We start from the raw sequence: 26,462 nt of genomic DNA, 5'->3' as shown, positions 1-26,462 counted from the left end.
AAAAGATCACCTTCATTTCATTATCATACTATGTCTATATTTTATAAGTATTGAGTTAAAGATGGGGTAGTCCACTTTAACGGGTACTTAATGCTCTATTTTGAAGAAACATAAAGATCTTCTTTTTCTACATATCTACCTTTAAGGTCTTGAATATGTCTCGCATTATTACCTTCAATCTTATTCATTATTTTGATCTGTTCTTCAGAAGCCTCAAAGATCACTTGGTTTACGTGCCATGATACTGTTTCAGTAAAAGGTGGTGTAGTCAAAGATCCGTTGTAATGGAAATAATGTTTCATTTCCTCACAATCATAGCTTCCAAATAAATCTTCAAGATTTACTTCCGCTTCATTTACCTTTACTAGACCTTCGTGATCTCTTGGTATTTTATTAAGGAACTCATTTAAGAACGCATTCTCTTTTCCCATTTTAAATAAAACACCGATTACTAAGAAGTGAGGTTTTTCAGACTCATCATTGTCTAAAACATTCACCATATGCATTTCCATTGGGTAGGTAATACCATCAATCTGATGTTCAGAAGGTGTATGGAAGTGCAGTTGTTTAAAACTATATCTATCATCTCCAAAAGTTAACTTTGATGTACTATCAAAATCAATTTGTACTGTATGACCTTTGTTTTCAACAGCATTACAATGAGCTTCGATATTGATTCTCGACTTGATTATTCCTTTCGTTCTTTGTGAAAGAATATTAATTGGGGATTGTATATCTCCAAAGTCGCATTCAGCCTCTGTATATGCAATGGTGTCACCATGGTGACTATCTTCTTTTGTTTTTGTGTTAGTACATGAAATCGAAATGAAAGTAAGATAGATAACACAAATTTTTGCTAGTATAAATTTCATAATAAAATGAACGTTACTTTAACAGTTTATTATATTTTTCAAATTTCCTCTAAATACATCTAATAAGAAGTGACCGAGAAGTCTGAAAGAAGGTAATTATTATCATCATTATTGAATAGAGGTAGTGCAGATTACATAATGTATGTTTTTAGTTGTGAATTCCTTTAAATGTTTTCGTATTAAAGCCTCTAGATTAACGTTTATGATATGTAGTTGAATTTGAAATTTTTCAGTTCATTATGTTTTATAGGTAGAAAAGCTTTTGTTTTATATATAACACATTGTGAAATTTAGGTATTTTTCATGTTTAAATTTCATGATCTAAAAAGGCTCGATCATATTTGTAACATAATATTAAGGATTTAACAAAGAAAATAGTTTTAGTGCGATGTTAGTTTATAAGTTTGGAGGTACTTCGGTGGGTTCAGCAGAACGAATGGTTCAAGTTTCAAATCTAATTGTAGATGAGAAGCCTAAAATAGTTGTATTATCAGCTGTTTCAGGTACTACAAATGCGTTAGTAGGAATTTGTGATGCCTATTATGCAGGTGATAAGCCATTAGTTGAAAAGTTAGTTGCTGATTTCAAACCAAAGTATGATCAACACATCTATGAGCTTTTAGAAGGTGAGGCAGCAAGAGAAGAAGCTCACGCACTGATGGATGAAAAATATGACTTGTTAAATTCTTACAGTGTTGAAGGATTCTCAACAGAGCAAGAAAGAGAAATTCACGCTCAAGGAGAACTAATTTCAACAAAATTAATGCATTTATACCTTACAGAAAAAGGAGTGAAGTCGGTATTATTACCAGCACTTGATTTCATGAGATCTGAAAATGGTGAGCCTGCATATCCTGAAATTGAAAAGAGATTGGAAGCAACTCTTGCTCAGCATAAAGGCGAAACTCTATTCATCACGCAAGGTTATATCTGTACGAACGAATTTGAAAAAGTTGATAATTTACAACGTGGAGGAAGTGATTATACAGCAACAATTATTGGTGCTTGTGTGAATGCTGAAGAAGTTCAGATTTGGACTGATATTGACGGTATGCACAATAACGACCCACGTTTCGTTGAAAATACAAAAGCAGTAGAACAGTTAACTTATGATGAAGCGGCAGAGCTTGCTTACTTTGGTGCTAAAATCCTTCACCCATTAGCTGTATTACCTGCTCAAACAAAAGATATTCCTGTTAGATTAAAGAATACAATGGCTCCAAAAGCTTTTGGAACTTTAATTGGACCAACTTCTGATAATGCTATTCCAGTAAAATCAGTAGCTGCTAAAAATGGTATTGTAGCCATCAAAATCAAGTCAAGCCGAATGTTAATGGCTTATGGTTTCTTGAAGCAAGTATTTGAAGTGTTTGAAAAGTACAGCACTCCAATCGATATGATTACAACATCAGAGGTAGCGGTATCTTTAACTATTGATAATGATACACATCTTGAAGAAATTGTAAGAGATTTACAATCTTTAGGTTTAGTGGAAGTTGATAAAGATATGACAATTGTTTGTGTTGTTGGACAAATGCTAGTAGAAAACGCAAATATTGTATCTTCAGTAGTAAATGCATTAAGATCATTGCCTGTAAGAATGATTTCTTACGGAGGAAGTAAGAGTAATATCTCAGTATTGATTCCTACTTTCGAGAAAAACAATGCATTAAACTTATTACATAAAGAATTATACACTGAGGAATTGGTGTAATTACCACTCCAAAATAGATAAATAGATTTCACGAACTCCAGCAATTTAGTTGTTGGAGTTTTTTTTGTACATGACAAAATTTTGACATTATTATTGTTCTTTTGTAAATTATTGATGAAAAACCCTGAAAAAGGTACTTTTTTAGTAAGATTTACCCATCTTTTCCCGTTGTTCACAAATACTACAGTATTAACTACTTAACTTTGGGGCCCTAATTAAATAATATGATGCTCAGACAATCCCTACAAATCATTCTTTTTATGTTTCTGCTTTGTTTTGAAGTAGGAGGGGGAGTTTATGCACAAATGAATCAGCAACTAGCTTATTATTATAAAAGAAGAGCCGAAAAGTACCTTGTGAAAAGCCCTCACCTATATGAGTATTTCACCATCAATCAAAAAGGAATCACTATATATGCATCTGCGTTACACCATAAGAAAGGCGTAGCAGAGTTTTTTCTACCTTGGAGCGAGTTATCTACTTTAAAAGATGTTTTTGAATTTACAGACCGTTCTTTTCAATACAATGTCTACGCGAATAAAGGCGTAAAGCCATTTTCTGACGATCTAATTCAGACCATAAGAATTTTGAAGCTGAATCATAATTTCATACCATCATCTGTGATGAAACCTCTTTCCGGAATCAGAGTAGCTATTGATCCAGGTCATATTGCTACAGATATGAAAATGGCCAAAATAGAGGGGAGATTTATCGATATGACTTTAGAAAGTGGTGAAAAGATAAATCTTAGGGAAGGAGATCTGACACTAACGACTGCTTACGTACTAAAAGATAGTCTAGAAAAGTATGGAGCAGAGGTATTTCTTACTCGTACATCAATTGGTAATAAAGGCGCATCAAATGTCTCTTATCAATCCTGGAAAAGTAAGCACCTCCCTAATAAATTAAGAGAGCATCGTAAACTGACCAAAAAACAGTTGCTTCATATTTTATATCATTCTCCTGAATCAAAGATATACAGAGACTATTATTTGCAGGATGATCTAGAAGTAAGAGCCAACAAAATCAATTACTTTAAACCTGATGTAACTGTTGTTTTACATTATAATGCTGATGAATTAAATGTGGGATGGAAAAAACCATCTCAAAGGAATTTCAGTATGGTGTTTGTTCCAGGTTCCTTTATGCGAAAAGAACTGTCTACCAAAAGAGATCGTTATGATTTTCTCAGAATATTGATCAGTGATAATACAAAAGATTCCTATTTTTTAAGTAAGTTCATCATGCAACAATTTGTGGATTATCTAAAAGTCCCTGCTGTTAACAATACTAATGAACCCCGATATCTTAAAAATGTAGCAATGCCTTTAGGAAACGGTATTTATGCAAGAAATCTAAGACTTTGCCGATTATTAAACAGCCCGATGTGCTACGGTGAACCTCTTCTTCAAGATAATATTAATGAGCTTAAAGCACTTAATGATAATGACTTAAAGTCAGGCAAGATTTCCGAAAGAGTAATTGAAGTTGCTAATAGCTATTTTTATGGCATACTTGAATATGTAAATTATCAGAAATCCAAACATACCCCTTAGTAGAACAGCTATATCTTATTTTGTGAATAGAATTGTTTTTTAATTTTTCGGAATTTTAGTTGGTGAAATTCGTAATTAACAAAATATTCTAATAAATTGCATTAATCTATCTTAGTAATAAAAAGATCTTTTATTTCTATAAACTATCGGAATAAATAATTAATCAATAGTTTTTTATAGACAGTTTATGTTTTTTTGAAGTGATACAGATTTTGAAAGCATATCAATGTTGTTTTGGTATAGTCTTCATTATTAGAGTTTTATTGCACTTAAATTTAACGTTACTAAATAATACCTATCGGTTAAATATTTATTATCACAGCACATATATTAATCATTATAATTACATTATAAATGTCAACGTTTAAAAAAGCAGTTTTAAGGCTTGATCAAACAGATAGGAGAATATTAGATATTCTCCAGAAACAAGCTAAAATAACAAACGCTCAGTTATCAAAAGAAATTGACTTATCTCCAGCTCCTACTTTGGAAAGGGTAAAAAAATTAGAGAACTCGGGGATTATTGAAAGTTATCACGCAAAATTAAATACTAAAGCTTTAGGCTTAGGAGTGACTACTTTTGTAAATGTGAAGATTGAGAAGCATAACCAAGAAAATCATACCTCTTTTTTAAAGCAAGTTGATAACATACCAGAGGTTATTGAATGCCATCACGTAACGGGTAACAGCCATTACTTACTGAAAGTAATTACTACTGATATTGAGGAATATCAAAGAGTATTGTTAAACAAGCTTAGTGAAATTAAAGAAGTGGATGATTTACAGTCTATGATCGTTCTATCTTCTCCAAAAGACGCACACACAATTCCAGTGCCTTAGGCATTGTAAAGAGATTAAAAAAATGTACCTAATAACAATTCATGTTATTAGGTACTTACATATTACCAATTCAATTAATAAGTATCCAGTCAAATAAATATTCCTTACCTAATTTACTGGTTACCTTCTTCATTATTAATATCGTTTTATGAAACAAACACTTTTATCGACATTATTATCAATTCTTATTTCATCGGCTTTTGCTCAAGATATCACTTTGGAATCAGAAAGTGAAAAAGTCAACAAGTACAAATCGACCATCACAGAAGAGGAGATGATATCTCATCTCACGATTCTAGCTTCTGATGAGTTTGAAGGAAGAGAGACTGGTGAGAGAGGACAAAAAATGGCAGCAGATTATATCGCTCAGTTTTTTATGGATCAAGGTTTAGAAGGACCGGTTCCAAATGTTCCAAACCCTTATTTTCAACAATTCGATTTATATAAACAAAAGTATACTAATTTCTCCATTCAAAAAGGAGGCGTAACACTTCAACTCATTGAAGATATTTTTCCATACGGTAACTTCTCTTTTAAAGAGGATTTAGAAGTGATATTCATCGGTTATGGTGAGGAAAATAGTATGGTTAACGATTATGACAACGTAGACGTGAAAGGTAAAGGGGTTGTCTTTTTCGAAAAAACACCAAAAAACTATGGTACATCTAAAAAAGGAACAAGTGGATTAAGACTAAAAGCAAAAGTAGCAGCTGAAAAAGGTGCCGCATTTGCGATAGTGATTGCTGAATCTGATGAGAAATACACTACTCAAGCAAAACGCTATGGTAGCTATATTTCTAAGGGAAGATTAATGTTTGATAAGCCAGAAGTAAAAAATGATAATGGTTTTGGTTTAGTCTTAGTGAAACCCTCAAGCTTCTTTAATTTAATTGGGGTTAGTGAAAGTAAGTTTGAAAAGAAAGTGGCGAAGGCTGTAGCGAAGGGGAAATCAGCAGCAAGTGGAGAAATTTTTAATTTGAATATCAATGCTCAGTTTGAGACTCGAAAAATGCCGACGGAAAACGTTTTAGGTTTTATGGAAGGTACGGACTTAAAAGATGAGGTATTGGTGGTCACATCGCACTATGATCACGTAGGTATCATCAATGGAGAAATTCACAACGGTGCCGATGATGATGGTTCTGGAACGACAGGGTTATTGGAAATTGTAAATGCTTTTACTCAAGCAAAAGAAGAGGGGAATGGCCCAAGAAGGTCGATATTGTTTATGACGGTAACAGGTGAGGAAAAAGGTTTATTAGGATCTGAATATTATTCGAGTCACCCAATTTTCCCTATTGATAACACTATTGCCAACTTGAATATTGATATGATTGGTAGAGGAGATGCCGCACATAGTGAGAATCCTGATTTTGTTTATGTGATAGGTGCAGATATGTTATCATCAGAATTGCATGATATTCACGAAAAAGTAGCTAAAAAATATGTACCTGAACTAGATCTAGATTATACTTACAATGCGAAGGATGATCCCAATAGATATTATTACAGATCTGATCATTACAACTTTGCGAAGCACGGTATTCCAGTGATTTTCTATTTTAACGGTACTCACGAAGATTATCATCAACCAACGGATACGGTTGATAAAATCACTTTTGGTCCCATGGCTAAAAGAGCAAAATTAGTTTTTGCAACCGCTTGGGAATTGGCCAATAGGGACAATGCACCAGTTGTAGATCAAAAGACAGAACAACAGAAATAAATTAAAAAAAGAAATATTTTAAACCTCGAAGTGTAAAAGATGTTACGCTTCGAGGTTTTTTCTTGTATTAATTTTTTAGATGCTTTTGTAAAGTTTATATGCCACTCTTGTGAAGATTAAATCACCGTATATATAATTAAGATTTTTATAACTTAAGTTTTCAATATGTGATTTTTACAAAAAGAATAACGCTTTAAAAGAGATTGAAAAATGAGAATTTAAACCAGTTTAAATAGCCATTAAATACTCCTCCAAGCTATCATCAATATTAAGTTCAAGTCTTTTCCTTAGTCTTTTTCGAGCCACTTTCACACTATTGAGTGATATTCCAAGAATAGCAGCGATATCCTTGCTTGACATATTGAGTTTTATGAGATTACAAAGCCTAAGATTTCCCTCGGTTAAATCGGGGTGTTTTTCCTTTAATTTTTGTGCGAAATTTTGGTGTACTTCTGAGAACAGACCATTCAACGTTTTCCAATCATTTTCAATATTTTCAGCTTGTTTAATTTCACGTCGAATACTGTTGATTTTACTTTTGGAGATAGGATCATTAGACTTCTGCAATTCCTCAAGGCTTCTGTCAATTTGATAGACCAAAGAATTCATATGTGCTAAACGTAACACATGTGTCGTCAATTCTTTCTCCCGAATTTTTAATGTCTCTTTAATCAGTTGAGCTTTTTGGTTTTCAACTTCAATAATATCTATTTCTTTGTTGAGGAGTTCTTGCGTTCGTTCTTGTACAATCCTGTTTAATGCTAATTTTTGATGCTTCAAGTTTCTGATATACATGTAATAAATCGTAAGTCCAACTACTAGAAGAAGCACTAAAATGATAAACTTAAATAGAGGCGTTTCCCAATAATAAGCTTCTAAAATAACTGGAAAACTTAAAGTAGAGCCCCAAACCTGATTTTTGTATCTACATCTTATCTCAAAGAAATAAGTACCACTAGGAAGGTTAGAATAAAGCATAGAGGAGTTAGATAAGGTTTGATTCCAGTTTTCCTCAAAATTTCGAAGTCTGTATTCGTACTCAATATTATGTTGATAATTGTATTCTAGACCAAAGTAATTAAGATAAAATGTTCTCTGTTCAGGAGTAAGCACAATCTGACGTACTTGAGAAATATCAATGTCTTGGTTCATCAATTGATTTCTAACTACAGTGATGGTATTGACTTTAATCTTTGGTATATTTTGTAAGAATGAAATTGTTTTTGTGGGGTTGAAGATATTTAAACCTTCAGTACCACCAAAGATCAAAAAGTTGTTTTTTAACATCAATGATGCTCCCACATTGAATTGTTTTCCTTGAAGACCATCTTCTTCCGTAAACATTTTTATGCTCTCATCTTTGGGATTATAAGAAGCTATACCTTGATTAGTTGATAACCACAAAGCACCATGTGAGTCGTTTTCAATAGCATAAATTACTTTATTAGGCAATTGAGCATTGATGCTTGAGGCATACAAAGAGTCCGTTTGACGATCCAACTTCCATAACCCATTCCCGAATGTACCAATCCATAAATTTAGTTTGTCGTCTTCCGCAATGGAGATGATGGCATTATTAATATTGATGTTCTGATTCTTTCTACTCTTAAAATGGATCTGTTTGAAAGTATTGGTCTCTTTATCATATCTGTTTAAACCATTAAAAGTACCTATCCAAATATCTCCCTTAATGTCCCTGTAAATTTTTCGTGTGTCATTATTAGAGATGGATGAAGTATCCAAAGGATTATTTTTAAAGCGAATAAAAGTTTTCTTGTCAAGATTTAATTTTACTACACCATTGGTGGTCGCTAGCCAAATATTCCCAAAATAATCTTCTTCAATATCCCAGACATTATCAGTAGATAAATCATCATTGAATTGATCAATGGCATCTAACGGAGATAGTATATTTTTATCATTTAATATGCGAAGCCCACTTTGGTAGGTACCCACCAAAATCTTATCCTCTACCTTTTTTAGTGAAATAACATATTGATTGGAGATTATATTTTGGATATTCCCATTTTTAATATTGAGTTTATCCACTCCTCCGCCATCAGTGCCAATAAGGATTTCATTTTGATTTAATTGCTCAAACGATGTGACACTATTATGAGATAGCCCTTTTCCATACGTTTTATCTTCGCTCAATGTAAAGAAGGGATCATTTTCATTATAAAGTTGTAATCCGTTTCCGAAAGTACCAATCCATATATTATGGTGGGCGCCATAGTACAGGAAATTAATCGTTCTATTGGTACATTTGTGATGAAGTAAAGTGTAGGGTTTAAAGTTCTCTTCCTTTTTTAGACGAACAATACCATTTCCCTCTGTACCAAGCCAAATATTTCCGATATTATCTTCCGTGATCGATTTTATTTTGTTGGTGCCAGTATAAAGCTTTTTCATCTTAAAATGCTGATCAACGCTGAATAAATCTCCCTCGGATGTACCAATGTAGATCGTATTGTCAATTGCCTTTAAAGAGAAAACGGATTTTCCATTGAGTTCATTAAAAGCTGGAACGTTAAGAGCATCATGAGTTTTTGAATTATAAATGGTTATACCTTGGTCATGACCTACTAATATGTAGCCTTGATAGGATAGAATAGCATTAATGGATACATTACTATTTGGAATCTTAAAATACTTTTCTTGATTCTTAGAGTAAAAAACGCCTAGGTTATTAACACCGACCCATTGTTCATTTTCAATGGACCATGTAATTCCTTTAACATCTTCGACCTCTTCTCTATTTTCAAGTACAATTCTTTTGACCTGCTTATTTTTCAGGTTCATTCTTTCAAGGGCACCATTGGTACCTATCCATAAATAATTTTCTTTAGGATCAATAGCCAAGCATCGAATCGTATTAAAATTTAAACCATTAGTAATGATGTCAGAAGCATTGAATGATCTAAACGTATTACCATCAAAAATATTGAGGCCATCATCAGTCCCAATCCATAGAAAACCATTTTTATCGTAAACAATTGCATTGACATTGTTCTGGGATAACCCCTGTTTGGTAGTAAATCCGGATAGTTTAACTGGTGTTAGATTGTTCGATAATACTGAAGGCGTCGTTAATAGTGTGCATAGAAGAATAGCAAAGCCACTCTTAAGCAATGTTAGCTGATGCATGTTCAGAGTTTATGTAGTAGTGTTATTATTGTTTAATATTTCTTAAATATGCATTTATTAACGTTAATAGTCAAATAATATAGGACTTACTTTAGCAAGGGCTATAGAGGTATAGATTACTTGATGCAATTGCAAATTGTTGTAATTGAGGTGTATACATTAGGAAAAGATTGATTTATACAATAAGGAAAGTATTTTATTATGTTTTCATTAAAAATACCTCAAAAATAAAAGTGTGTGATGATTATCCCTTATGATCGATCAAGAAAACAATAGCCACATCGGTGATGCTCTTATTGAAGTACAAATGATACTTGAAGTGTATTGAATATCTTTCTTTTTGCGTGATTATTGTTAATAAATATCATTTGTTTAAGCATGTTTATGCATGTTTGTGCGTTTATTTCAATTGAACGTGTATATTTAACACGTTAAATAATTACTAAATCCTCAATTTTTATTTAAAAACTATGGGTAGCAGAAGAGATTTTTTAAAAATTTCGGCATTAACTTCAGCCGCAATGATTTCACCTTCATTATCTGCTTTTTCATTTGCAGGAAAGAGAAAAGGATCTAAACCTTTAATGATATCGACTTGGAATCATGGTTTTGGATCTAATGAAGCAGGTTGGGAGATTTTAAAAGAAGGAGGCTCCGCATTGGATGCTGTGGAGGCAGGTGTGAGAGTACCCGAAGCTGACCCTAAGGAAAGAAGTGTTGGATATGGAGGATTGCCCGATCGTGATGGAAAAGTAACATTAGATGCGTGTATCATGAACCACGACTATGAATGTGGTGCGGTGGCTGCTCTTGAAAATATCATGCATCCAATTTCTGTGGCACGATTAGTAATGGAAAAAACACCTCATGCAATGTTAGTAGGTGAAGGAGCGAAAACTTTCGCATTGAAAGAAGGTTTCAAAGAGGAAAACCTATTAACAGAGCGATCGAAAAAAGACTGGGAAGAATGGTTGAAAAAATCAGAATACAAACCAGTGATTAATATTGAAAACCACGATACTATTGGAGCTTTGGCCATTGATGCAAAGGGACATATTGCAGGTGCTTGTACAACATCAGGTGCTGCTTATAAAATGCATGGAAGAGTAGGTGATTCACCTTTGATTGGTGCAGGACTTTTTGTTGATGGAGAAATTGGAGCCGCTTGTGCAACTGGTTTAGGAGAAGCAGTGATCAGAACAGCAGGTTCAGCCATGGTAGTGGAACATATGAGAATGGGCAAATCACCTGTAGAAGCATGTGAGATTGCAGTAAAAAGAATTATGGATACGCACAAAACGCGTATGGAAAACCTCCAAGTTGGATTCTTGGCCATCAATAAAAATGGTGAATACGGAGGTTACAGTATTAGAAATGGATTCAACTACGCGATTGTAGATACGGAAAATGGAAATAGAATGGAAGATGCTCAATTCAAAATGGAATGGTAGCATTGACTTATTCTCACTAAAATCAAAATTACTTATAACAATAACTACCCTTATCGATGATTAAATTAAGGTCAGCCTTACTAGCTTTATTAATCCTACCTTTCTTAGGTGCTTGTACTTCTTCTGAGAAGGAACAGACATCTTCAAAAAAAGTAAGATATACAGATTACGTTAATCCTTTTGTTGGGACAGATGGTCCAGGTAATACTTATCCAGGAGCTACTGTTCCTCATGGTATGGTACAACTTTCGCCAGACAACGGTTATGGTGGATGGGATAGAATCGCAGGATATTTCTGGCCAGATTCAACAATTGCAGGTTTTTCTCATACTCACTTGTCAGGTACAGGTGCAGGAGATTTATACGATATTTTGGTGATGCCTTTCAATAGTAAATCTGACAGAACCATCACTGAAAATGGTAACGTTCGTCCTGTATCTTTGTTTTCACATGATCAAGAAGAGGCAGAACCAGGTTATTATGCAGTAGATCTATTGGATTATGATATCCACGCTGAAATGACAGCCACATCTAGAACTGGTTTTCATAAATATACTTTCCCGAAGGACGATAAATCTCAAATTTATATCAACTTAGGTTATGCCTTGAACTGGGATGGTCCTACAGATACATATTTGAAAGTAATCGACAATCAAACAGTAGTTGGTTATAGATTTTCGTCAGGATGGGCACCTGTCCAAAAAGAATATTTTGTAGCGAAATTCAGTGTTCCATTCACTTCTTATCAATTAGTGAATTCTGTAAAAGGAAATGATATGAAAGTAGTGGAAGGTAATGAGATCCAGGCTTTGAAAACAAGAGGTTATTTCAATTTTGATACACCAAATGATAAAAATGAAGTCTTAGTAAAGGTGGCTCTTTCATCATCAAGTATTGAAGGAGCTCAAAAGAACTTAGCGGCTGAAAATACAACTTGGGATTTTGATCAAGTAAGAAAAGATGCATCGGATACTTGGGAAACAGAATTAGAAAAAATCAAAGTTTCTTCTATGAATGAGGAGCATTTGAAAGTATTCTATACAGCAATGTATCAATCATTATTGGCTCCAACTTTACATTCAGATGTTGATGGTGCTTACAAAGGTGCGGATCAAAAAAATCACGTCGCAAAAGGTTATAAAAAATACGATACCTTCTCTTTATGGGATACTTATAGAGCTGTACACCCGCTGTATACTATGATCCATACGCAGAGAGTACCAGATATGATTAACTCATTCCTTTCTCAATATGACGAAACAGGTTTATTGCCTGTATGGTCAATGAAAGGTAATGAAACAAACATGATGATTGGGTACCACGCTGTTCCTGTAATTACTGATGCTTATTTCAAAGGAATCAAAGGTTTTGATGTTGAAAAAGCATATGAAGCATGTAAAGCTTCAGCAATGAATGAGAAAGGAGATGCAATGGCGGATTATATCAAATTAGGTTATGTGCCGTTAAATTTTGATCACGAAAACTGGTCAGTTTCAAAAACTTTAGAATACGCTTATGATGACTGGTGTATAGCTGAATTTGCGAAAGCACTAGGAAAAGAGGACGATTATAAATACTTCGCGAAACGTGCCGAAAACTGGAGACATGTATATGATGAGGAATCTTCATTTATGCGTCCAAAAGATAGAAAAGGTGACTTTATCAAAGATTTCCTTCCTAAAGATTATACAGATCATTTCTGCGAAAGTAACGCATGGCAATATTTCTTCTATGTACCACAAAACATCGAAGGATTGATTGACGCAATGGGTGGAGCAGATCGTTTTGAGCAAAGATTAGATTCAATGTTCACTTACTACCCAGCCCCAGAAGATGAGTTACCAATTTTCTCAACAGGTATGATTGGTCAATACGCACACGGTAACGAGCCAAGTCACCACGTAGCTTATTTATACAACTACATCAACAAGCCTGAAAAAGGACAGAAATTGATCCGTGAAATCATGAATACGCAATACAAGTCAACACCTGACGGCGTATGTGGTAATGAGGATTGCGGTCAGATGTCATCATGGTTTATCTTAAGTTCAATTGGTATTTACCCCGTAAACCCAGGTAATGCAATGTATGACTTAGGAACGCCTTTATTCAATAACGCTACGGTTCAATTGGGTAATGGTAATACATTGAAAATTGTTGCTAAAACTGTTTCTGATGCTAAGCCAACAGTGAAGAAAGTTCTTTTCAATGGAGAGGAAATCAAAGGTTGGAAGATCAGTCACAACGAATTAATGAAAGGAGGAACTTTAGAGTTCATTTAATATAAAAATTAGGGCCACCTTCAGTAAAAGTCCTATAAAATATCATCATCACCCATGGCATCAGTTGCGGGTGATGATGATTAAAAATCTACTACTAAGACTTAACTAATCCATTAAACAAATCTGAAATGAAATTAAACTTACTAGCAATATTACTTTTGGTTCAAGGTTTTGTTTTTGCACAAAACAAACCAACACTTATCCCATATCCTCAAGAGGTGAAGTGGAATGAAGGCCAATTTGAGTTATCTAACAATACCACACTATTTGTTGAGGATGAAAATTTTGATACGAATCATTTCATTAATGAAATAAAGTTTCAAACAGGCATTGTATTACAAGTGGTGCAAAATAGTGAAGAGGCTACAATTCTCTTTTCTCAAACTAATGATATAAAAGAGGAGGAAGGGTACCGATTAGCGGTAACCGAAAATTCAATTCAACTTAAAGCGAAAACTACAAAAGGTATTATCAACGGTTCTGTATCACTTTTACAACTTGTAGGAAGTACTTTAGAAGTTCCTGCAGTTGTAATTGATGATGCTCCAAAGTTTGCTTGGAGAGGAATGATGTTGGATGTAAGTAGACACTTTTTTGATGTGGAGACCATCAAGTCGTATTTAGATTTAATGGCACATTATAAAATGAACAAATTCCATTGGCACTTGACTGAGGATCAAGGTTGGAGAATTGAAGTGAAACAATACCCGCAATTAACAGAGAACTCAGCTTACAGAACTGAAAAAGACGGAACAAGATACGGTGGCTTTTACACTCAAGAAGAAATCAAAGAAGTAGTAGCATATGCAACGAAAAGAGGAATTGAAGTAATTCCTGAAATTGATATGCCAGGTCATATGGTAGCGGCATTGGCTTCTTATCCAGAATTTTCATGTACAGGAGGTCCTTTTGAGGTACAAACAGAATGGGGTGTCCATGAAGATGTTTTATGTGCTGGTAATGAAAGGACTTATGAGTTTGTTCAAAATATTCTGGATGAAATTATGCCATTGTTCCCGTCAAAATACATGCACATAGGTGGGGATGAGTGCCCTAAAGCAAGATGGAAAGAATGTCCGAAATGCCAAGGAAAGATCAAAGCAGAAGGTTTAGAAGACGAACACGAACTGCAAAGCTACTTTATTAAAAGAGTAGAGAAAATGGTGAATGCCAATGGAAAGAAAATGACAGGTTGGGATGAGATTCTTGAAGGAGGATTATCGGAAACCGCAACAGTACAGTTGTGGAGAGATTTTCATGATAAAGATGCTGTAAGAAAAATTGCTGAAATGGGGAATGATGTCATCGTATCACCTACAGGAATGTGTTATTTTGATTATGACATTGTGACGACGGATGTGAAGCAAGTGTACAACTATCAGCCTGTACCTTCAGATTTAGCAAAGGAGAAACACCATCATGTATTGGGTGGTGAATGTACAGTTTGGACGGAAAGAATTCCTGATAATGCCCGCTTGGATTTTATGGTTTTCCCAAGAATCATTGCTTTCTCTGAAGCGCTTTGGGTAGGACAAAAACAAGGCTTCGATAATTTCGCTGAAAGATTAGAAAAAGAATATACATACTTGGATTCAAAAGGAGTAGAATATGGTCCATCTTCAAAAGTGTTGGATGTTGAAATTTTGAATCATATTGGAGAATTAAAAGTACAGGCCCAAGCTTTAATAGAGGGTGTGACTTTAAAATATAAAAAGCCTTCATCAGAAGTGTTTGTTGATTATAATGAAGCAATAGAAGTGAAAGAAACAGGGAAGATTATCATTCAAGGTTTTAGAAATGGAAAAGCTTATGGTGATCCTGTTTCTTCCAACTTCGTGATGCATTTAGCCAACCAAGCCAACATTGAATTATCAACAGCACCTTCAAAACCTTATCACAAAGCAGGAGTAGAAGGTTTGATCGACGGAAGATTAGGTTTTGAATCGAAGTTCAGTGATGAAAGCTGGATAGGCTTCAATGGGGAAGATGTAACAGCCACATTGACTTTTGATGTACCAACCTCGATTTCAGCAATTCAACTTCGTGCTTATGATGAAGTGGGGTCTTGGATTATGGCTCCAAAGGAGGTGGAAGTGCTTTATTCTAAAGATGGAAAAAAGTATAAATCTGCTAATAAATTTAAAACGGACGCCATTTCCAGTGATGGTGACGTATTAATTTATAATTGGGAAGGTTTATCAAAAGCGAAAGCCATCAAATCAATCAAAATTATCTATACCAACGGCGGGCCACTTCCAAAAGGACATCTGGGGGCAGGTAAGCCAGCTTGGTTATTTATCGACGAGATTATCATACAATAAGAACTGCCTTGGTTCTTCAATATATACTTTACTATTAATAAACAATGAATCGATTCTCCATTTCTTTATTGTGGATTCCACTCCTTTTTGGGTGTGTGTCCCATCTAAATAACGTTGCAAGTAGTGCTCAAGATGAGCCAGAAATTATTTCATACACAAAATATGTTGATCCGTTTATAGGAACAGGTGGTCATGGACATACCTTCCCTGGTGCTACGGTGCCATTTGGTATGGTACAGTTAAGTCCCGATACAGGTGTTGAAGGATGGGACTGGAGTTCTGGATATCACGTTTCAGATTCTTCTGTTATGGGATTTTCACATACCCACTTGCAAGGAACAGGTGGCGGAGATTATGGAGATATTTTATTAATGCCAACAGTGGGTAAGATCAAAACTGAACCAGGCTCTAAAGCTAATCCTGATGAAGGATACCGTTCACGTTTTGAGCATGTCAAGGAACAAGCTAACCCAGGTTATTATTCAGTATTTTTAGAAGATTACAAAGTATTAGCAGAGTTAACAGCCACAACAAGAGTAGGTGTGCACCGTTACACTTTCCCAGAGTCTGATGCATCACATATCATCTTAGATCTAAAGCATGGTATTTCTGATACAGCAAGAGAGACATGGTTCCAAGTGAATGGAGATAATGAAATTGTCGGTTTAAGACGTTCATCAGGTTGGGCAAGAGATCAGTACATTTATTTTGTAGCTCAATTCTCAAAACCTTTCAAATCGATCCAGGGTGTAAAAGGTGGTGAATTGATCAATAACGCTACCAAAGTGGAAGGTGATGATGTGAAAGCCGTGATCAATTATGATACAAAATTGGATGAAGAAATTGTGGTAAAAGTAGCCATTTCTTCCGTATCAATTGACGGTGCTCGTAAAAATATGGAAGCAGAAACTCAAGGGTTCGACTTTGAGGCTGTAAAAAGACAAGCTGATTTAACTTGGAATGAGAAATTATCAAAAATTGAAGTAGAAGGTGGTGATCAAGTACAACGTACTATTTTCTATACTTCTTTATACCATTCTATGACGGTTCCAAACGTATTCATGGACGTTGATCATCAGTACAGAGGTATGGATCATAAAATTCATAAAGCGGAAGGGTTTACAAACTACACGCTATTCTCTTTATGGGATACTTTCCGTGCAACGCATCCATTATTTACGTTAACATCGCCAAAAGAAAACAATGATTTCATTAAATCAATGTTGGCAAAATATGAGCAATCAGGTCAGTTGCCGGTTTGGGAATTAGCTGCTAATGAAACAGGAACAATGATTGGATTCCACTCAGCGCCTGTAATTGTGGATGCTATGCTAAAAGGTCAAACTAATTTTGATGAACAAAAAGCATATGAGGCATTAGTAGCTGCTGCTGAAGATCCAAGAAGAGGATTGAACTGGTTTAATGCTGAAGGTTATATTCCAATGGAAAAAGAAGCGAACTCCGTTTCTAAACAAGTGGAATATGCTTATGATATGTGGACGGTAGCTCAAGTAGCAAAGCGTTTGGGTAAAACAGAAGATTACAAAAAGTATAGCAATAGAGCATTGAACTACAAATTATTGTTCAATGAAGAAACAGGTTTTATCAGAGGAAAAGATTTATATGGTAACTGGGTGACACCTTTTGACCCAATGAATATTTCTTTATTAGGAGCTGGTGAATATACTGAAGGAAATGCATGGCATTATAACTTCTTTGCTCCACAAGACGTAAACGGCCTGATTGAATTGCATGGTGGTGACGCTGGTTTTGTAGCTAAAGTAGACGAAATGTTTGAGCAAGAAGCTGTAAATGATAACCATATGGCACATGATGTAACAGGTTTGATTGGACAGTATGCACAAGGTAATGAGCCATCGCACCACGCCATTTATTTATACAACTATGCAGGTCAGCCTTCTAAAACACAAGCAAGAATCCGTCAGGTGATGGATGAAATGTACACTGCCGAAAGAGATGGTCTTTCAGGTAATGAAGATTGTGGTCAGATGTCGGCTTGGTACGTGTTCTCAGCAATGGGCTTTTATCCTGTAAACCCCGCTAACGGAGAGTATATCATTGGTAGCCCGATTTTCTCAAAAGTAACCATTCACTTAGATAATGGAAACGATTTCGTGATTGAAGCGAAAAACAACGACATCAATAATCTTTATATCCAAGGTGCAACTTTAAATGGTAACCCGTTTGATAAATCATTTATCACACATCAGCAAATTGAAGAAGGTGGAAAAATCACATTTGAAATGGGAGCCTCAAAATCAACATGGGGTGAGGCAAAAGAAAGCCGTCCAGTTTCTTATGCGATTACTCCTGCTGAAGAAGCTGAATTATTAGAAGTAAAAGAGCAAGTTTTCCGCCCGGCAATCACAAATAAATCAGTAATCTTTAATACAACTGCTACAGTTGGTTTGAAATGCATCACTCCTGAAGTGAAAATTTACTATACATTGGATGGTTCTACACCTTCAGCGTCTTCTACAGAATACAATGAAGCATTTACTTTGGACCAATCAACAATGGTAAAAGCAATTGCAATCAACGAACACGGTGCGTCAAGCAAAGTATCAGAATTTGATTTCAAAAAATCGTATTACAATACAGGTGAAGAATTCCCTAAGTTGACGATCAACTATGAGAAAAACGCTTCATATGATGCTGGTGATAAGGGTATTCTGAATGGAGAATATGCGTCAGATAACTTAAGAGACGGTAAGTGGGATGGCGTTTCAGGACAAGACTTAGAAGCTGTTGTTGATTTAGGTGAGCCAAAACAATTACACCAATTGTCTATGGGCTTCTTGGAAAACACCTCTTCATGGTTATTCTTACCTCAAAAAATCACATTCTACGTTTCAAAAGACGGCAAAGAATTTACTGAGGTAAGTCAACAAACAGTTGAAATGCCAAATGATCACCCAGTGATCAGCGTAACAAGATTCTCGGCAGAAGTGAACGGCACGTACCAATATGTAAAAGTGGTAGCAGAGCCATTCGAGAAATTACCAACTTGGCATTTAGGTGCAGGAAACACACCATGGATGTTTACAGATGAATTAGTGATTGAATAAAGCCAATTATAAAGGCCCCATGCGTATTACTTAAGCATGGGGCTTAATTTCAAAATAGATGCAATGAAAAAAATATTTTACTTATTAACTCTTTTCTTGAGCACTTCACTTTTAGCACAAGATTATACAGAGTATGTGAACCCATTTATCGGAACTTCAAATTACGGAGCAACCAACCCAGGAGCAATTGCACCAAGAGGTATGGTTTCAGTAGTTCCTTTTAATACATCAGGCAAAGGCAATAAAATGGAAAAAGACAGCGATTGGTTGTCCTTCCCATATGCTTATGAAAATACCATTTTTACAGGTTATAGCCATGTGAATTTAAGCGGTGTAGGTTGTCCTGATTTAGGAGCTGTTATAGTAATGCCAACCACAGGCGATTTGAATATTCATCCATCAGAATACGGGACAACTTATTCAAAAGAAACAGCCAAGGCAGGATATTATTCTAATTTCTTAGAGAAATATCAAGTTGCAACTGAAGTGACAGCGACACAAAGAGCAGGGATTAGCAAATATAAATTCCCAGCAGGTAAAGCCAATTTACTTTTGAACTTAGGTCAAGCCCTTTCTAATGAAAGCGGTGCAATGGTGAAAGTAGTCAACGATCAGGAGATCGAAGGAATGAGAATGATAGGGTCTTTCTGCTATAATAATCCTAAGACTATTTACCCGGTTTACTTCGTGATGAAAGTAAATAAGAAAGCTGATAGAACAGGTGTTTGGCAACAGCACAATAAAATTGATGGCATTGAAGCACAATGGATGTCTGCTTACAATGGTCAGCAAAGAATTATTGAAGATGCTTATTACCCAATAATCGGTGATTCATTAGGAGCTTATTTCTCTTATGATTTTGAAGTAGCGACTGAAGTAGAAGTGAAAATTGGTATTTCTTATGTAAGTATCGAAAACGCAAGAGAGAACTTAGAAAAAGAAGTTTCAAACGTTTCATTTGATGAAATTGCCAAAAGAGCCAAAGACAATTGGAATGAAAAATTATCAAGAATTGAAGTAGAAGGTGGTTCTGATGATGACAAAACTGTTTTTTATACAGCCCTTTATCACTCTATGATTCACCCGAACGTAATGAGTGATGTAAATGGAGAATATCCTGAAGCAAAAACGCGTAAAACAAAGAAAACAGAGGGTGAACGTTATACTGTTTTCAGTCTTTGGGATACGTACAGAAACTTGCACCAATTAATGACGCTTGTTTATCCAGAACAACAATTGAATATGGTCAATACCATGTTGGATATTTATGATGAAACAGGTTGGTTACCAAAGTGGGAATTAAACGGAACAGAAACATTTACAATGGTAGGTGACCCTGCCGCAATCGTCGTAGCAGATACTTATTTAAGAGGACTAAGAGGTTTTGATGAGCAGAAAGCATTTGAAGCCATTCTAAAATCAGCTTACCCTGTTGAAGGAGGGAACCCGGTAAGACCATGTGTAGACAATTACATCAAATACGGTTATGTTCCTGTAGAAGATGAATTAGAAGATAAACTTTGGGGTTCAGTTTCTACAACATTAGAATACACGGTGGCGGATTGGAGCATTGCTCAGTTTGCAAAAGAATTGGGTGATCAAGAAAAGTACAAAGAGTTCTATAACCGTTCAATGGGTTATAAAAAGATGTTTGACAAAGAGTCGAACTTCTTAAGACCAAAACACATGGATGGTAAATGGCACGAACCATTTGATCCAGCACACGGTGCGAATTTTGAGCACAATATTGGGTACGTAGAAGGGAATGCTTACCAATACAACCTAATGGTACAATATGATATTCCTGGTTTAGTAAAGCAGTTTGGCGGCAGCAAAGCTTTCGTCAATCGTTTAGATGAGATCTTCGAAAAAGATCAATTTGATATGGCCAATGAGCCTGATATGGCATATCCTTACGCTTACAACTACATCAAAGGAAAAGAATACAAGACACAAGACAAGGTAATTGAATTAAGAGAGAAATATTTCACCAACAAGCCTGACGGTATTGCCGGAAACGATGATACAGGAACGATGTCAGCTTGGGTAGTTTTCTCTATGATGGGCTTCTACCCAGACGCTCCATCAACACCTCAATATGCTTTAACTACTCCAGCTTTTGATAAGGTGACGATCAAACTAGATAACGATGTTTGGGGAACTGATGAGCTTGTCATTAAAAAAGAAGGTGGAAATACAAACCATATTCAATCCATCAAAGTGAATGGAAAAACGAAGAAAGGGTACTTTATTTCTCACAAAGATTTAGTGGGAGCTAAGGAAATCATCTTTACTACAAAATAGAGCACCGCTGCAAAGTGTATAAAAAAAAGTCAAGGTCATTCAGCCTTGGCTTTTTTATATGAAATAATCTCAGATCGCTATCTGTTTAATTTCAAAATAACGTCTGATATCAAATTAAAATCTATAATACTTTCAAAATATCACCTTCGATTTTTTGAGGTTCAGTATTTGGAGCAAAACGCTTTACTGGATTTCCATTTTTATCAATTAAGAACTTTGTAAAATTCCATTTGATCGCATTGATGAGCGTTCCGGGTAATTCTTTTTTCAAAAACTTGAAAATGGGGTGAGCGTCTGATCCATTGACATTCACTTTTGCTGTTAATGGGAACGTTACTCCATAGTTTAATTGACAAGTAGAAACCATGTCTTTATTCTCTACTGGTTCTTGACTTGCAAACTGATTACACGGAAAACCAATGATCACTAAACCTTGATCTTTGTATTTTTGGTAGAGTTCTTCTAGTCCATGAAACTGAGGAGTTAAACCGCATTGTGTTGCCGTATTAACGACCAATACCGTTTTTCCTTCGAAATCACTCATCGCAATATCTTCGCCCAAAGTATTCTTAGCAGAGAAGTCATAAAAAGGTGTACTCATTTTTTTAACGTTGGAATGTTGATTTAATATGTAATGTAAATTAAAGATGATTATATAAAAGTGAATAATCAATCATTTGTTTAGAATAACATATAAATGGGGGGAATGTTTTTAAAAAATGTGTATTTTCATACATGATAACGATAATTTTCATAGATTAGATTATTGTAAATAATTACTCCTTAAATAGATTCAACTTTTTTGTTTATGACAATTCAGGAACTTCAAGAACGCTATCAATTTAATCGAGAAACTCCAATTGTAATTGGTGATAGATGTAAAGTTTTCTACGGTAAATTAGAGGAAGATGCTGTACTCGTTATCTCCGATCTTTCTCCAAGAATAATAGCGAAAGAACCTGTTGATTCATTTGAAGCTGGAGCCACTTTTTCTTTTGAAGGGACTTCAGAAAATTCCGATACTTATGTTTTTGGTTCTATTCAATATACGATCCGTATGTTGGATAATTACTCCGAAGAAATTCAAGAGAAGGTAGAGCTTATTATCAATGAAAAGGATGAAGAAGCATTGAGACAGCATGAAAAAGATCTTCTTTTTGCTTTGAAATTACCAGAGCTGGATCGCACACAAAAATTACTTGATATCAAGAGTCTTTACAAGCAGGAATTGTATGACGAGACTTTTAAGGCTATTGCTTATGATTATGCAGATGATCTTCTTTTGGATGGAGAAACATTGTATCTATTAGGCGATATGTGCGAGAAAGGAATGGGTACTTTCAGAAACATTGATCAAGCAAGACAATTCTTTGCTCGTGCAGCCGAAGTAGGAGTGACCAATGCTCAAAAGAGAGTAGAATTGATTGATGAGGAATTAAAGCGTACGCAACCTACTCCTGAAAAAGAGGATAAAACGGTAGAGGTAGCTCCTTCAACCACAAGATTAAAAAGAAAGTCTGGCCCGGTTAACAGGAGAAGAGGCTTGTCGAAAAAAAATAAAATTAGATATACGATTATTGGCTCATTCTCTTTTATTTTGGGCCTATTTATATCGACCATTTTTAGCTTCATTCTTTCCTTTTCTGGAAATTCATCAGTCTTAGCTACTGACGAAACAGAGCAAACAACATCTGCTGCTGACGAGGTACTGACAGAATCGGACGTGTTTTTTAAAAAACTTGAAGCAGATGTTTTAAAGCAAATGGCTGACCTCAGAAATTACGAATACGGTATGGCCAAGCTGAAAGAAGGGGTGACGATGATTGAACAAGCTGAAAGAACAAATGAATTCACTCCTGCCCAAGAAAAAAGACTGACGCAATTGAGCGGATTTATTATGGGGCAGATTTCAGCGATGAACGATAATAAAAAAGAAGACTTTTGGATCAAACATAAAAGCAAAGCCGGAGAAACCGTAATCAGCATTGCCAACCATTATAAAGTTCCTGAGAAGAAAGTATTAGATGCTGAAGGAAAGTCAATTTCAATGGATCGTATTTTTAAAAATAATGAAACAGTGAAAGTTGGAATTCCAGCACTGTTTTTTGATCACAAGATTTTACCTGGAGAAAGTATTGGTACTATTTCCAATAAATATGATATACAACCGGAAGACATCAGAAAACTGAATGAATTGTCATCTGATGTGATTCATCCAGGACAGGAATTAAGAGTTTATATCAGACAATAAAATTATATCCATATCAATAAAAAAGAGTAGCTCAACTAATAATTTTTGAGCTACTCTTTTTTTATTGATTAGATTTGAAGAAATAGAAATAAAATTTTATCAGTCTTCTCCTTATTCCTTTGACATTGACATATCTATAAAACTTCATAAAGTATCGGTTCCCTTCCTCGATATCTTCATTATCTAATTTAGAAATTGGTATTTCGTTGGTGACTTCTGTTTTGAAAGGGTCCCAAAATAACTTTCCGCTATTGACACCACTACCATCCATTCCAATATTATTAACCAATGATTGAGAAGGGTTTAAACAAATACCATTATTTAGAAGGATACTTGTTCCCCATTTGATCGCCCAAGTTTTAATTTCCCCATTTAAATTTTGAGCCAATTGCTTCGTGCCATGGAAATACCCATTGAGGTCTAACGTTTTTTCTAATTTTCGACCCTTTAGCTTTTCAATTAAAGTTCCTGTATCAGCATTAAATAATTTCCAGGAAGTGTCCCATGTTGCCCAACCCCAACACGACATGTGTGTTGAGTAAAATGAAGTAGCAGTAAAGTTGTTCTTTTGAAAAGGGGATTTTGGAAGATAGGCGTTAATATGCATTACACGGTCATCTTCTCTATACAGTTCCAAGGCTTCATTCATAAATTTTAGAAAACCTTGAGAAGTGACAATGTCATCCTCTAAAATGATTGCTTGCCCATGCTGCTTAATCACTTTTGAAACTCCTTCAATAATCGAAGTAGCAAGACCTTTATTCTGATCACTTTCAATCACCTGCGTTTGTTTAGACCAATATCTTTGATTTTTAACAATATCCCTTGTTGCCTTAATCGCTTGTAATTCCTTTGTAGAAGCATCATTTCTTGGCCCATCACAAAAAATGTATAAAGGCGAATCCTGAAACTCAGGATTTTTATGAATAGCCATTAATACTTGTTCGGCGTGCCAAGCTCTATTATAAACAAATAATATGATAGGGGAATAAGACATTAGTATTATTAAAATATATAGATCATTAAGTACATTGTAAACTAAATTACCGTCAACGTTTAATAGGCCTTTCTGCAAGCATTTATAGGGTCTACTTTCAAACTTCCTTCTTCTTCATTTTTGTCTTGAAACAAAAACGAAGCAAAAAATTCAAGGCTTAGAAGTCAAAAGGTAAATTTCCCTTCAAGGCAGAGGGATTTACTGCTAAATGATTGCCTGATTACAGATCAAAAGATAATGGTTTTATAATTATCTTCTAAAATGCAGTTCTGTAGGGACGTTGTATTACAACGTCCTCGCGAACCACAATACATTATCCTTTATAAAGGAATTGTATAAATTAACGAAAGCTTATTTTACAATGTATTGAGTGATTTCTCTTCCTAAAAAAACGTGGTAAAAGTAGTGAAAAAAAAGAATTGAAAAGTGTAATTTTAGTTAAGATGAAAATTGCATTTCGGAAATGTGTGATTACGTTAGCTTTAAACCTTAGTTTCTTTTAAAGACTTTTCTAATGAAGTAAATCATAAAGAAAGAACGCAATTGAGCTAATCCGATTACGATCGTCTTTTTAAAGAAAAAGTTCAATACAAAAGCAGTAAAGAAGACTGTGAAAACGGATGCAAAAGCGGCACCATTCGTTCCATATTTAGGAATCAGTAAATAATTCAAAAGTACATTTAGTCCCATTGAACAGAAGCTACTGATCATAATAATGTTCCTTTTGTTCGTCAAGATAAGGTAATTTCCTCTCATGCCTCCATTGTATTGAAAAATTGCACTGATCATCAATATTTTGAGGTTTAATGCGGCTCCAGCAAATGCTTCTCCATATAAAATGTCAATTACCAAATCGGCTAAAATCCAAGTAAAAAAGACACCTACATAACTAATTCCGGTTAGCATTGAAGAGATACGTTCATAAGAAGAATTTAAAGAGTCGATCCCTTTCTTCCATTGTTTTGTAAGTTCTGGAAATAATGAACTTCCCAGGATAGTGTAAATAGCTGTCGAGATCATAAATAGTTTTACAGCTCTACTATAAACTCCTAAAGCTTCATCACCAATCATTCTTCCAATCATCACTTGATCTATCTGAGTATACACCGTGTAGGCAAATGCTGATAATAATAAAGGGAGGAAGGAGTGAAGATATTCTTGAAATAACTGTTTTGAGAAAGAAAAATAAACAGGTTTTCTTAGTTTGAAGTAGTGGTAAAGTAGTAATAGTGAACCCACAAACAATTCTAATAAGAAAGCCCCAATAAAATAAGTAAGCTCATAGTTGTAAATGATGAGATATACTTTTAATAAAGAAGCTAGAATAAACCCAGTGGTTTTTGAAATTACGGTGAACTTGGAGAGTAAATTGGCCTGGAAATCAAACGTTATCACTTCAGTTACTTGAATCAGAATACTACTTGCAACCAACCAACCAATGACTATCTTCTCAATATCATTTTCAGCATAATATTGTAATAAAAAGCCAGCACCAAGAAATGAAATGATGGATATTATTATTCTAAGAGAGAGAAGTGTAGAGAAATTTTTGATATTCTCTTCATGAGAAACCTCTACAAAGTTTTTAATAGCAACCCTTTCAATGCCTAGAGATGAAAAAATAAGGAAAAAGCTAGTAACGGAAACAGAAAAATCCCAGATACCGATGTTTTTAGGTCCCAGATATCTACTCACCCAGGCATTGATCAATAATCCTCCAACCATTCGAATGATTCGGTCCAGTACAAGCCAATTAATATTTTTCAAAATTGAACTTACACCTTCTTTCTGATACCAACCTCTAATTGTCTCTTTTATCTTCACCAGTATACTTATTTAGGTATATTTTTCAGATTACGTTTTATAATGCCTTTTTTGTGACCATATTTGTGCACAAATATAGAGATAAACC

At 34.9% G+C, this 26,462-nt stretch carries 15 protein-coding genes; 10 read left to right on the top strand and 5 right to left on the bottom strand.

The window, feature by feature from the left end; genetic code table 11:
* Window positions 1-95 precede the first annotated feature (95 nt).
* Window positions 96-872 (bottom strand): carbonic anhydrase family protein, encoded by a 777-nt coding sequence (locus PL77_RS00975; RefSeq protein ID WP_052444071.1) that lies wholly within the window; start codon window positions 870-872, stop codon window positions 96-98.
* Between the two features lie 388 nt (window positions 873-1,260).
* On the opposite strand from PL77_RS00975, the gene PL77_RS00970 reads away from it, so the two are divergent.
* From PL77_RS00970 to PL77_RS00955, 4 genes are all read left to right on the top strand, one after another.
* Window positions 1,261-2,586, top strand: a complete 1,326-nt coding sequence (locus PL77_RS00970) for an aspartate kinase (protein WP_044200743.1) — start codon at window positions 1,261-1,263, stop codon at window positions 2,584-2,586.
* A 305-nt stretch (window positions 2,587-2,891) separates the two neighbouring features.
* Window positions 2,892-4,142: an N-acetylmuramoyl-L-alanine amidase gene (locus PL77_RS00965; RefSeq protein ID WP_172665783.1), complete on the top strand. Its 1,251-nt coding sequence runs from the start codon at window positions 2,892-2,894 to the stop codon at window positions 4,140-4,142.
* Window positions 4,143-4,496: 354 nt separating this feature from the next.
* A complete protein-coding gene (locus PL77_RS00960) occupies window positions 4,497-4,982 on the top strand; it encodes an Lrp/AsnC family transcriptional regulator (RefSeq protein WP_044200740.1) in 486 nt (161 codons plus the stop codon).
* Window positions 4,983-5,130: 148 nt separating this feature from the next.
* Entirely contained in the window at window positions 5,131-6,708 is a 1,578-nt protein-coding gene (locus PL77_RS00955) for a M28 family peptidase (RefSeq protein WP_044200738.1), read from the top strand.
* Between the two features lie 228 nt (window positions 6,709-6,936).
* On the opposite strand, the gene PL77_RS00950 is transcribed toward PL77_RS00955, so the two are convergent.
* Window positions 6,937-9,855 (bottom strand): two-component regulator propeller domain-containing protein, encoded by a 2,919-nt coding sequence (locus PL77_RS00950; RefSeq protein ID WP_044200737.1) that lies wholly within the window; start codon window positions 9,853-9,855, stop codon window positions 6,937-6,939.
* Window positions 9,856-10,325: 470 nt separating this feature from the next.
* Between PL77_RS00950 and PL77_RS00945 the strand changes: the two genes are divergently transcribed.
* The 5 genes from PL77_RS00945 to PL77_RS00925 all read left to right on the top strand — a co-directional run bounded on the left by PL77_RS00945 (window position 10,326) and on the right by PL77_RS00925 (window position 21,302).
* Complete coding sequence (locus PL77_RS00945; protein WP_052444070.1) at window positions 10,326-11,306, top strand: isoaspartyl peptidase/L-asparaginase family protein; 981 nt, start codon at window positions 10,326-10,328, stop codon at window positions 11,304-11,306.
* 56 nt (window positions 11,307-11,362) lie between these two features.
* Window positions 11,363-13,588, top strand: coding sequence for a GH92 family glycosyl hydrolase (locus PL77_RS00940; RefSeq protein WP_044200735.1), 2,226 nt, complete (start codon window positions 11,363-11,365; stop codon window positions 13,586-13,588).
* Between the two features lie 128 nt (window positions 13,589-13,716).
* Complete coding sequence (locus tag PL77_RS00935) at window positions 13,717-15,909, top strand: beta-N-acetylhexosaminidase (protein WP_052444069.1); 2,193 nt, start codon at window positions 13,717-13,719, stop codon at window positions 15,907-15,909.
* 44 nt (window positions 15,910-15,953) lie between these two features.
* Window positions 15,954-18,998, top strand: a complete 3,045-nt coding sequence (locus PL77_RS00930; protein ID WP_044200734.1) for a GH92 family glycosyl hydrolase — start codon at window positions 15,954-15,956, stop codon at window positions 18,996-18,998.
* A gap of 63 nt (window positions 18,999-19,061) precedes the next feature.
* A complete protein-coding gene (locus PL77_RS00925) occupies window positions 19,062-21,302 on the top strand; it encodes a GH92 family glycosyl hydrolase (protein WP_044201019.1) in 2,241 nt (746 codons plus the stop codon).
* A gap of 121 nt (window positions 21,303-21,423) precedes the next feature.
* Here PL77_RS00925 and PL77_RS00920 read toward each other — a convergent pair whose 3' ends face one another.
* Window positions 21,424-21,903 (bottom strand): glutathione peroxidase, encoded by a 480-nt coding sequence (locus PL77_RS00920; RefSeq protein WP_044200732.1) that lies wholly within the window; start codon window positions 21,901-21,903, stop codon window positions 21,424-21,426.
* 207 nt (window positions 21,904-22,110) lie between these two features.
* Between PL77_RS00920 and PL77_RS00915 the strand changes: the two genes are divergently transcribed.
* Window positions 22,111-23,553: a LysM peptidoglycan-binding domain-containing protein gene (locus PL77_RS00915; RefSeq protein WP_044200731.1), complete on the top strand. Its 1,443-nt coding sequence runs from the start codon at window positions 22,111-22,113 to the stop codon at window positions 23,551-23,553.
* A 61-nt stretch (window positions 23,554-23,614) separates the two neighbouring features.
* On the opposite strand, the gene PL77_RS00910 is transcribed toward PL77_RS00915, so the two are convergent.
* Window positions 23,615-24,550 carry a hypothetical protein gene (locus tag PL77_RS00910; RefSeq protein WP_052444067.1) on the bottom strand — a complete coding sequence of 312 codons (936 nt, stop codon included), beginning with the start codon at window positions 24,548-24,550 and terminating at the stop codon, window positions 23,615-23,617.
* Window positions 24,551-25,039: 489 nt separating this feature from the next.
* On the bottom strand, window positions 25,040-26,374 hold the full coding sequence (locus tag PL77_RS00905; protein ID WP_044200729.1) for a flippase: 1,335 nt from the start codon (window positions 26,372-26,374) through the stop codon (window positions 25,040-25,042).
* Window positions 26,375-26,462: the final 88 nt, after the last annotated feature.

This window comes from Flammeovirga sp. OC4 (assembly GCF_000812565.1).
GTDB lineage: Bacteria > Bacteroidota > Bacteroidia > Cytophagales > Flammeovirgaceae > Flammeovirga.
Note: the sequence above shows the minus strand (reverse complement) of the source record. Positions and strands in the feature narration are given on the sequence as shown.

Excerpts from the sequence above, each read along its gene's own strand:
- PL77_RS00920 (WP_044200732.1), bottom strand. The coding sequence starts at position 21,903 with ATGAGTACACCTTTTTATGACTTCTCTGCTAAGAATACTTTGGGCGAA.
- PL77_RS00915 (WP_044200731.1), top strand. The coding sequence starts at position 22,111 with ATGACAATTCAGGAACTTCAAGAACGCTATCAATTTAATCGAGAAACT.
- PL77_RS00925 (WP_044201019.1), top strand. The coding sequence starts at position 19,062 with ATGAAAAAAATATTTTACTTATTAACTCTTTTCTTGAGCACTTCACTT.
- PL77_RS00945 (WP_052444070.1), top strand. The coding sequence starts at position 10,326 with ATGGGTAGCAGAAGAGATTTTTTAAAAATTTCGGCATTAACTTCAGCC.
- PL77_RS00960 (WP_044200740.1), top strand. The coding sequence starts at position 4,497 with ATGTCAACGTTTAAAAAAGCAGTTTTAAGGCTTGATCAAACAGATAGG.
- PL77_RS00965 (WP_172665783.1), top strand. The coding sequence starts at position 2,892 with ATGAATCAGCAACTAGCTTATTATTATAAAAGAAGAGCCGAAAAGTAC.
- PL77_RS00910 (WP_052444067.1), bottom strand. The coding sequence starts at position 24,550 with ATGTCTTATTCCCCTATCATATTATTTGTTTATAATAGAGCTTGGCAC.
- PL77_RS00940 (WP_044200735.1), top strand. The coding sequence starts at position 11,363 with ATGATTAAATTAAGGTCAGCCTTACTAGCTTTATTAATCCTACCTTTC.
- PL77_RS00970 (WP_044200743.1), top strand. The coding sequence starts at position 1,261 with ATGTTAGTTTATAAGTTTGGAGGTACTTCGGTGGGTTCAGCAGAACGA.
- PL77_RS00935 (WP_052444069.1), top strand. The coding sequence starts at position 13,717 with ATGAAATTAAACTTACTAGCAATATTACTTTTGGTTCAAGGTTTTGTT.
- PL77_RS00930 (WP_044200734.1), top strand. The coding sequence starts at position 15,954 with ATGAATCGATTCTCCATTTCTTTATTGTGGATTCCACTCCTTTTTGGG.
- PL77_RS00975 (WP_052444071.1), bottom strand. The coding sequence starts at position 872 with ATGAAATTTATACTAGCAAAAATTTGTGTTATCTATCTTACTTTCATT.
- PL77_RS00950 (WP_044200737.1), bottom strand. The coding sequence starts at position 9,855 with ATGCATCAGCTAACATTGCTTAAGAGTGGCTTTGCTATTCTTCTATGC.
- PL77_RS00955 (WP_044200738.1), top strand. The coding sequence starts at position 5,131 with ATGAAACAAACACTTTTATCGACATTATTATCAATTCTTATTTCATCG.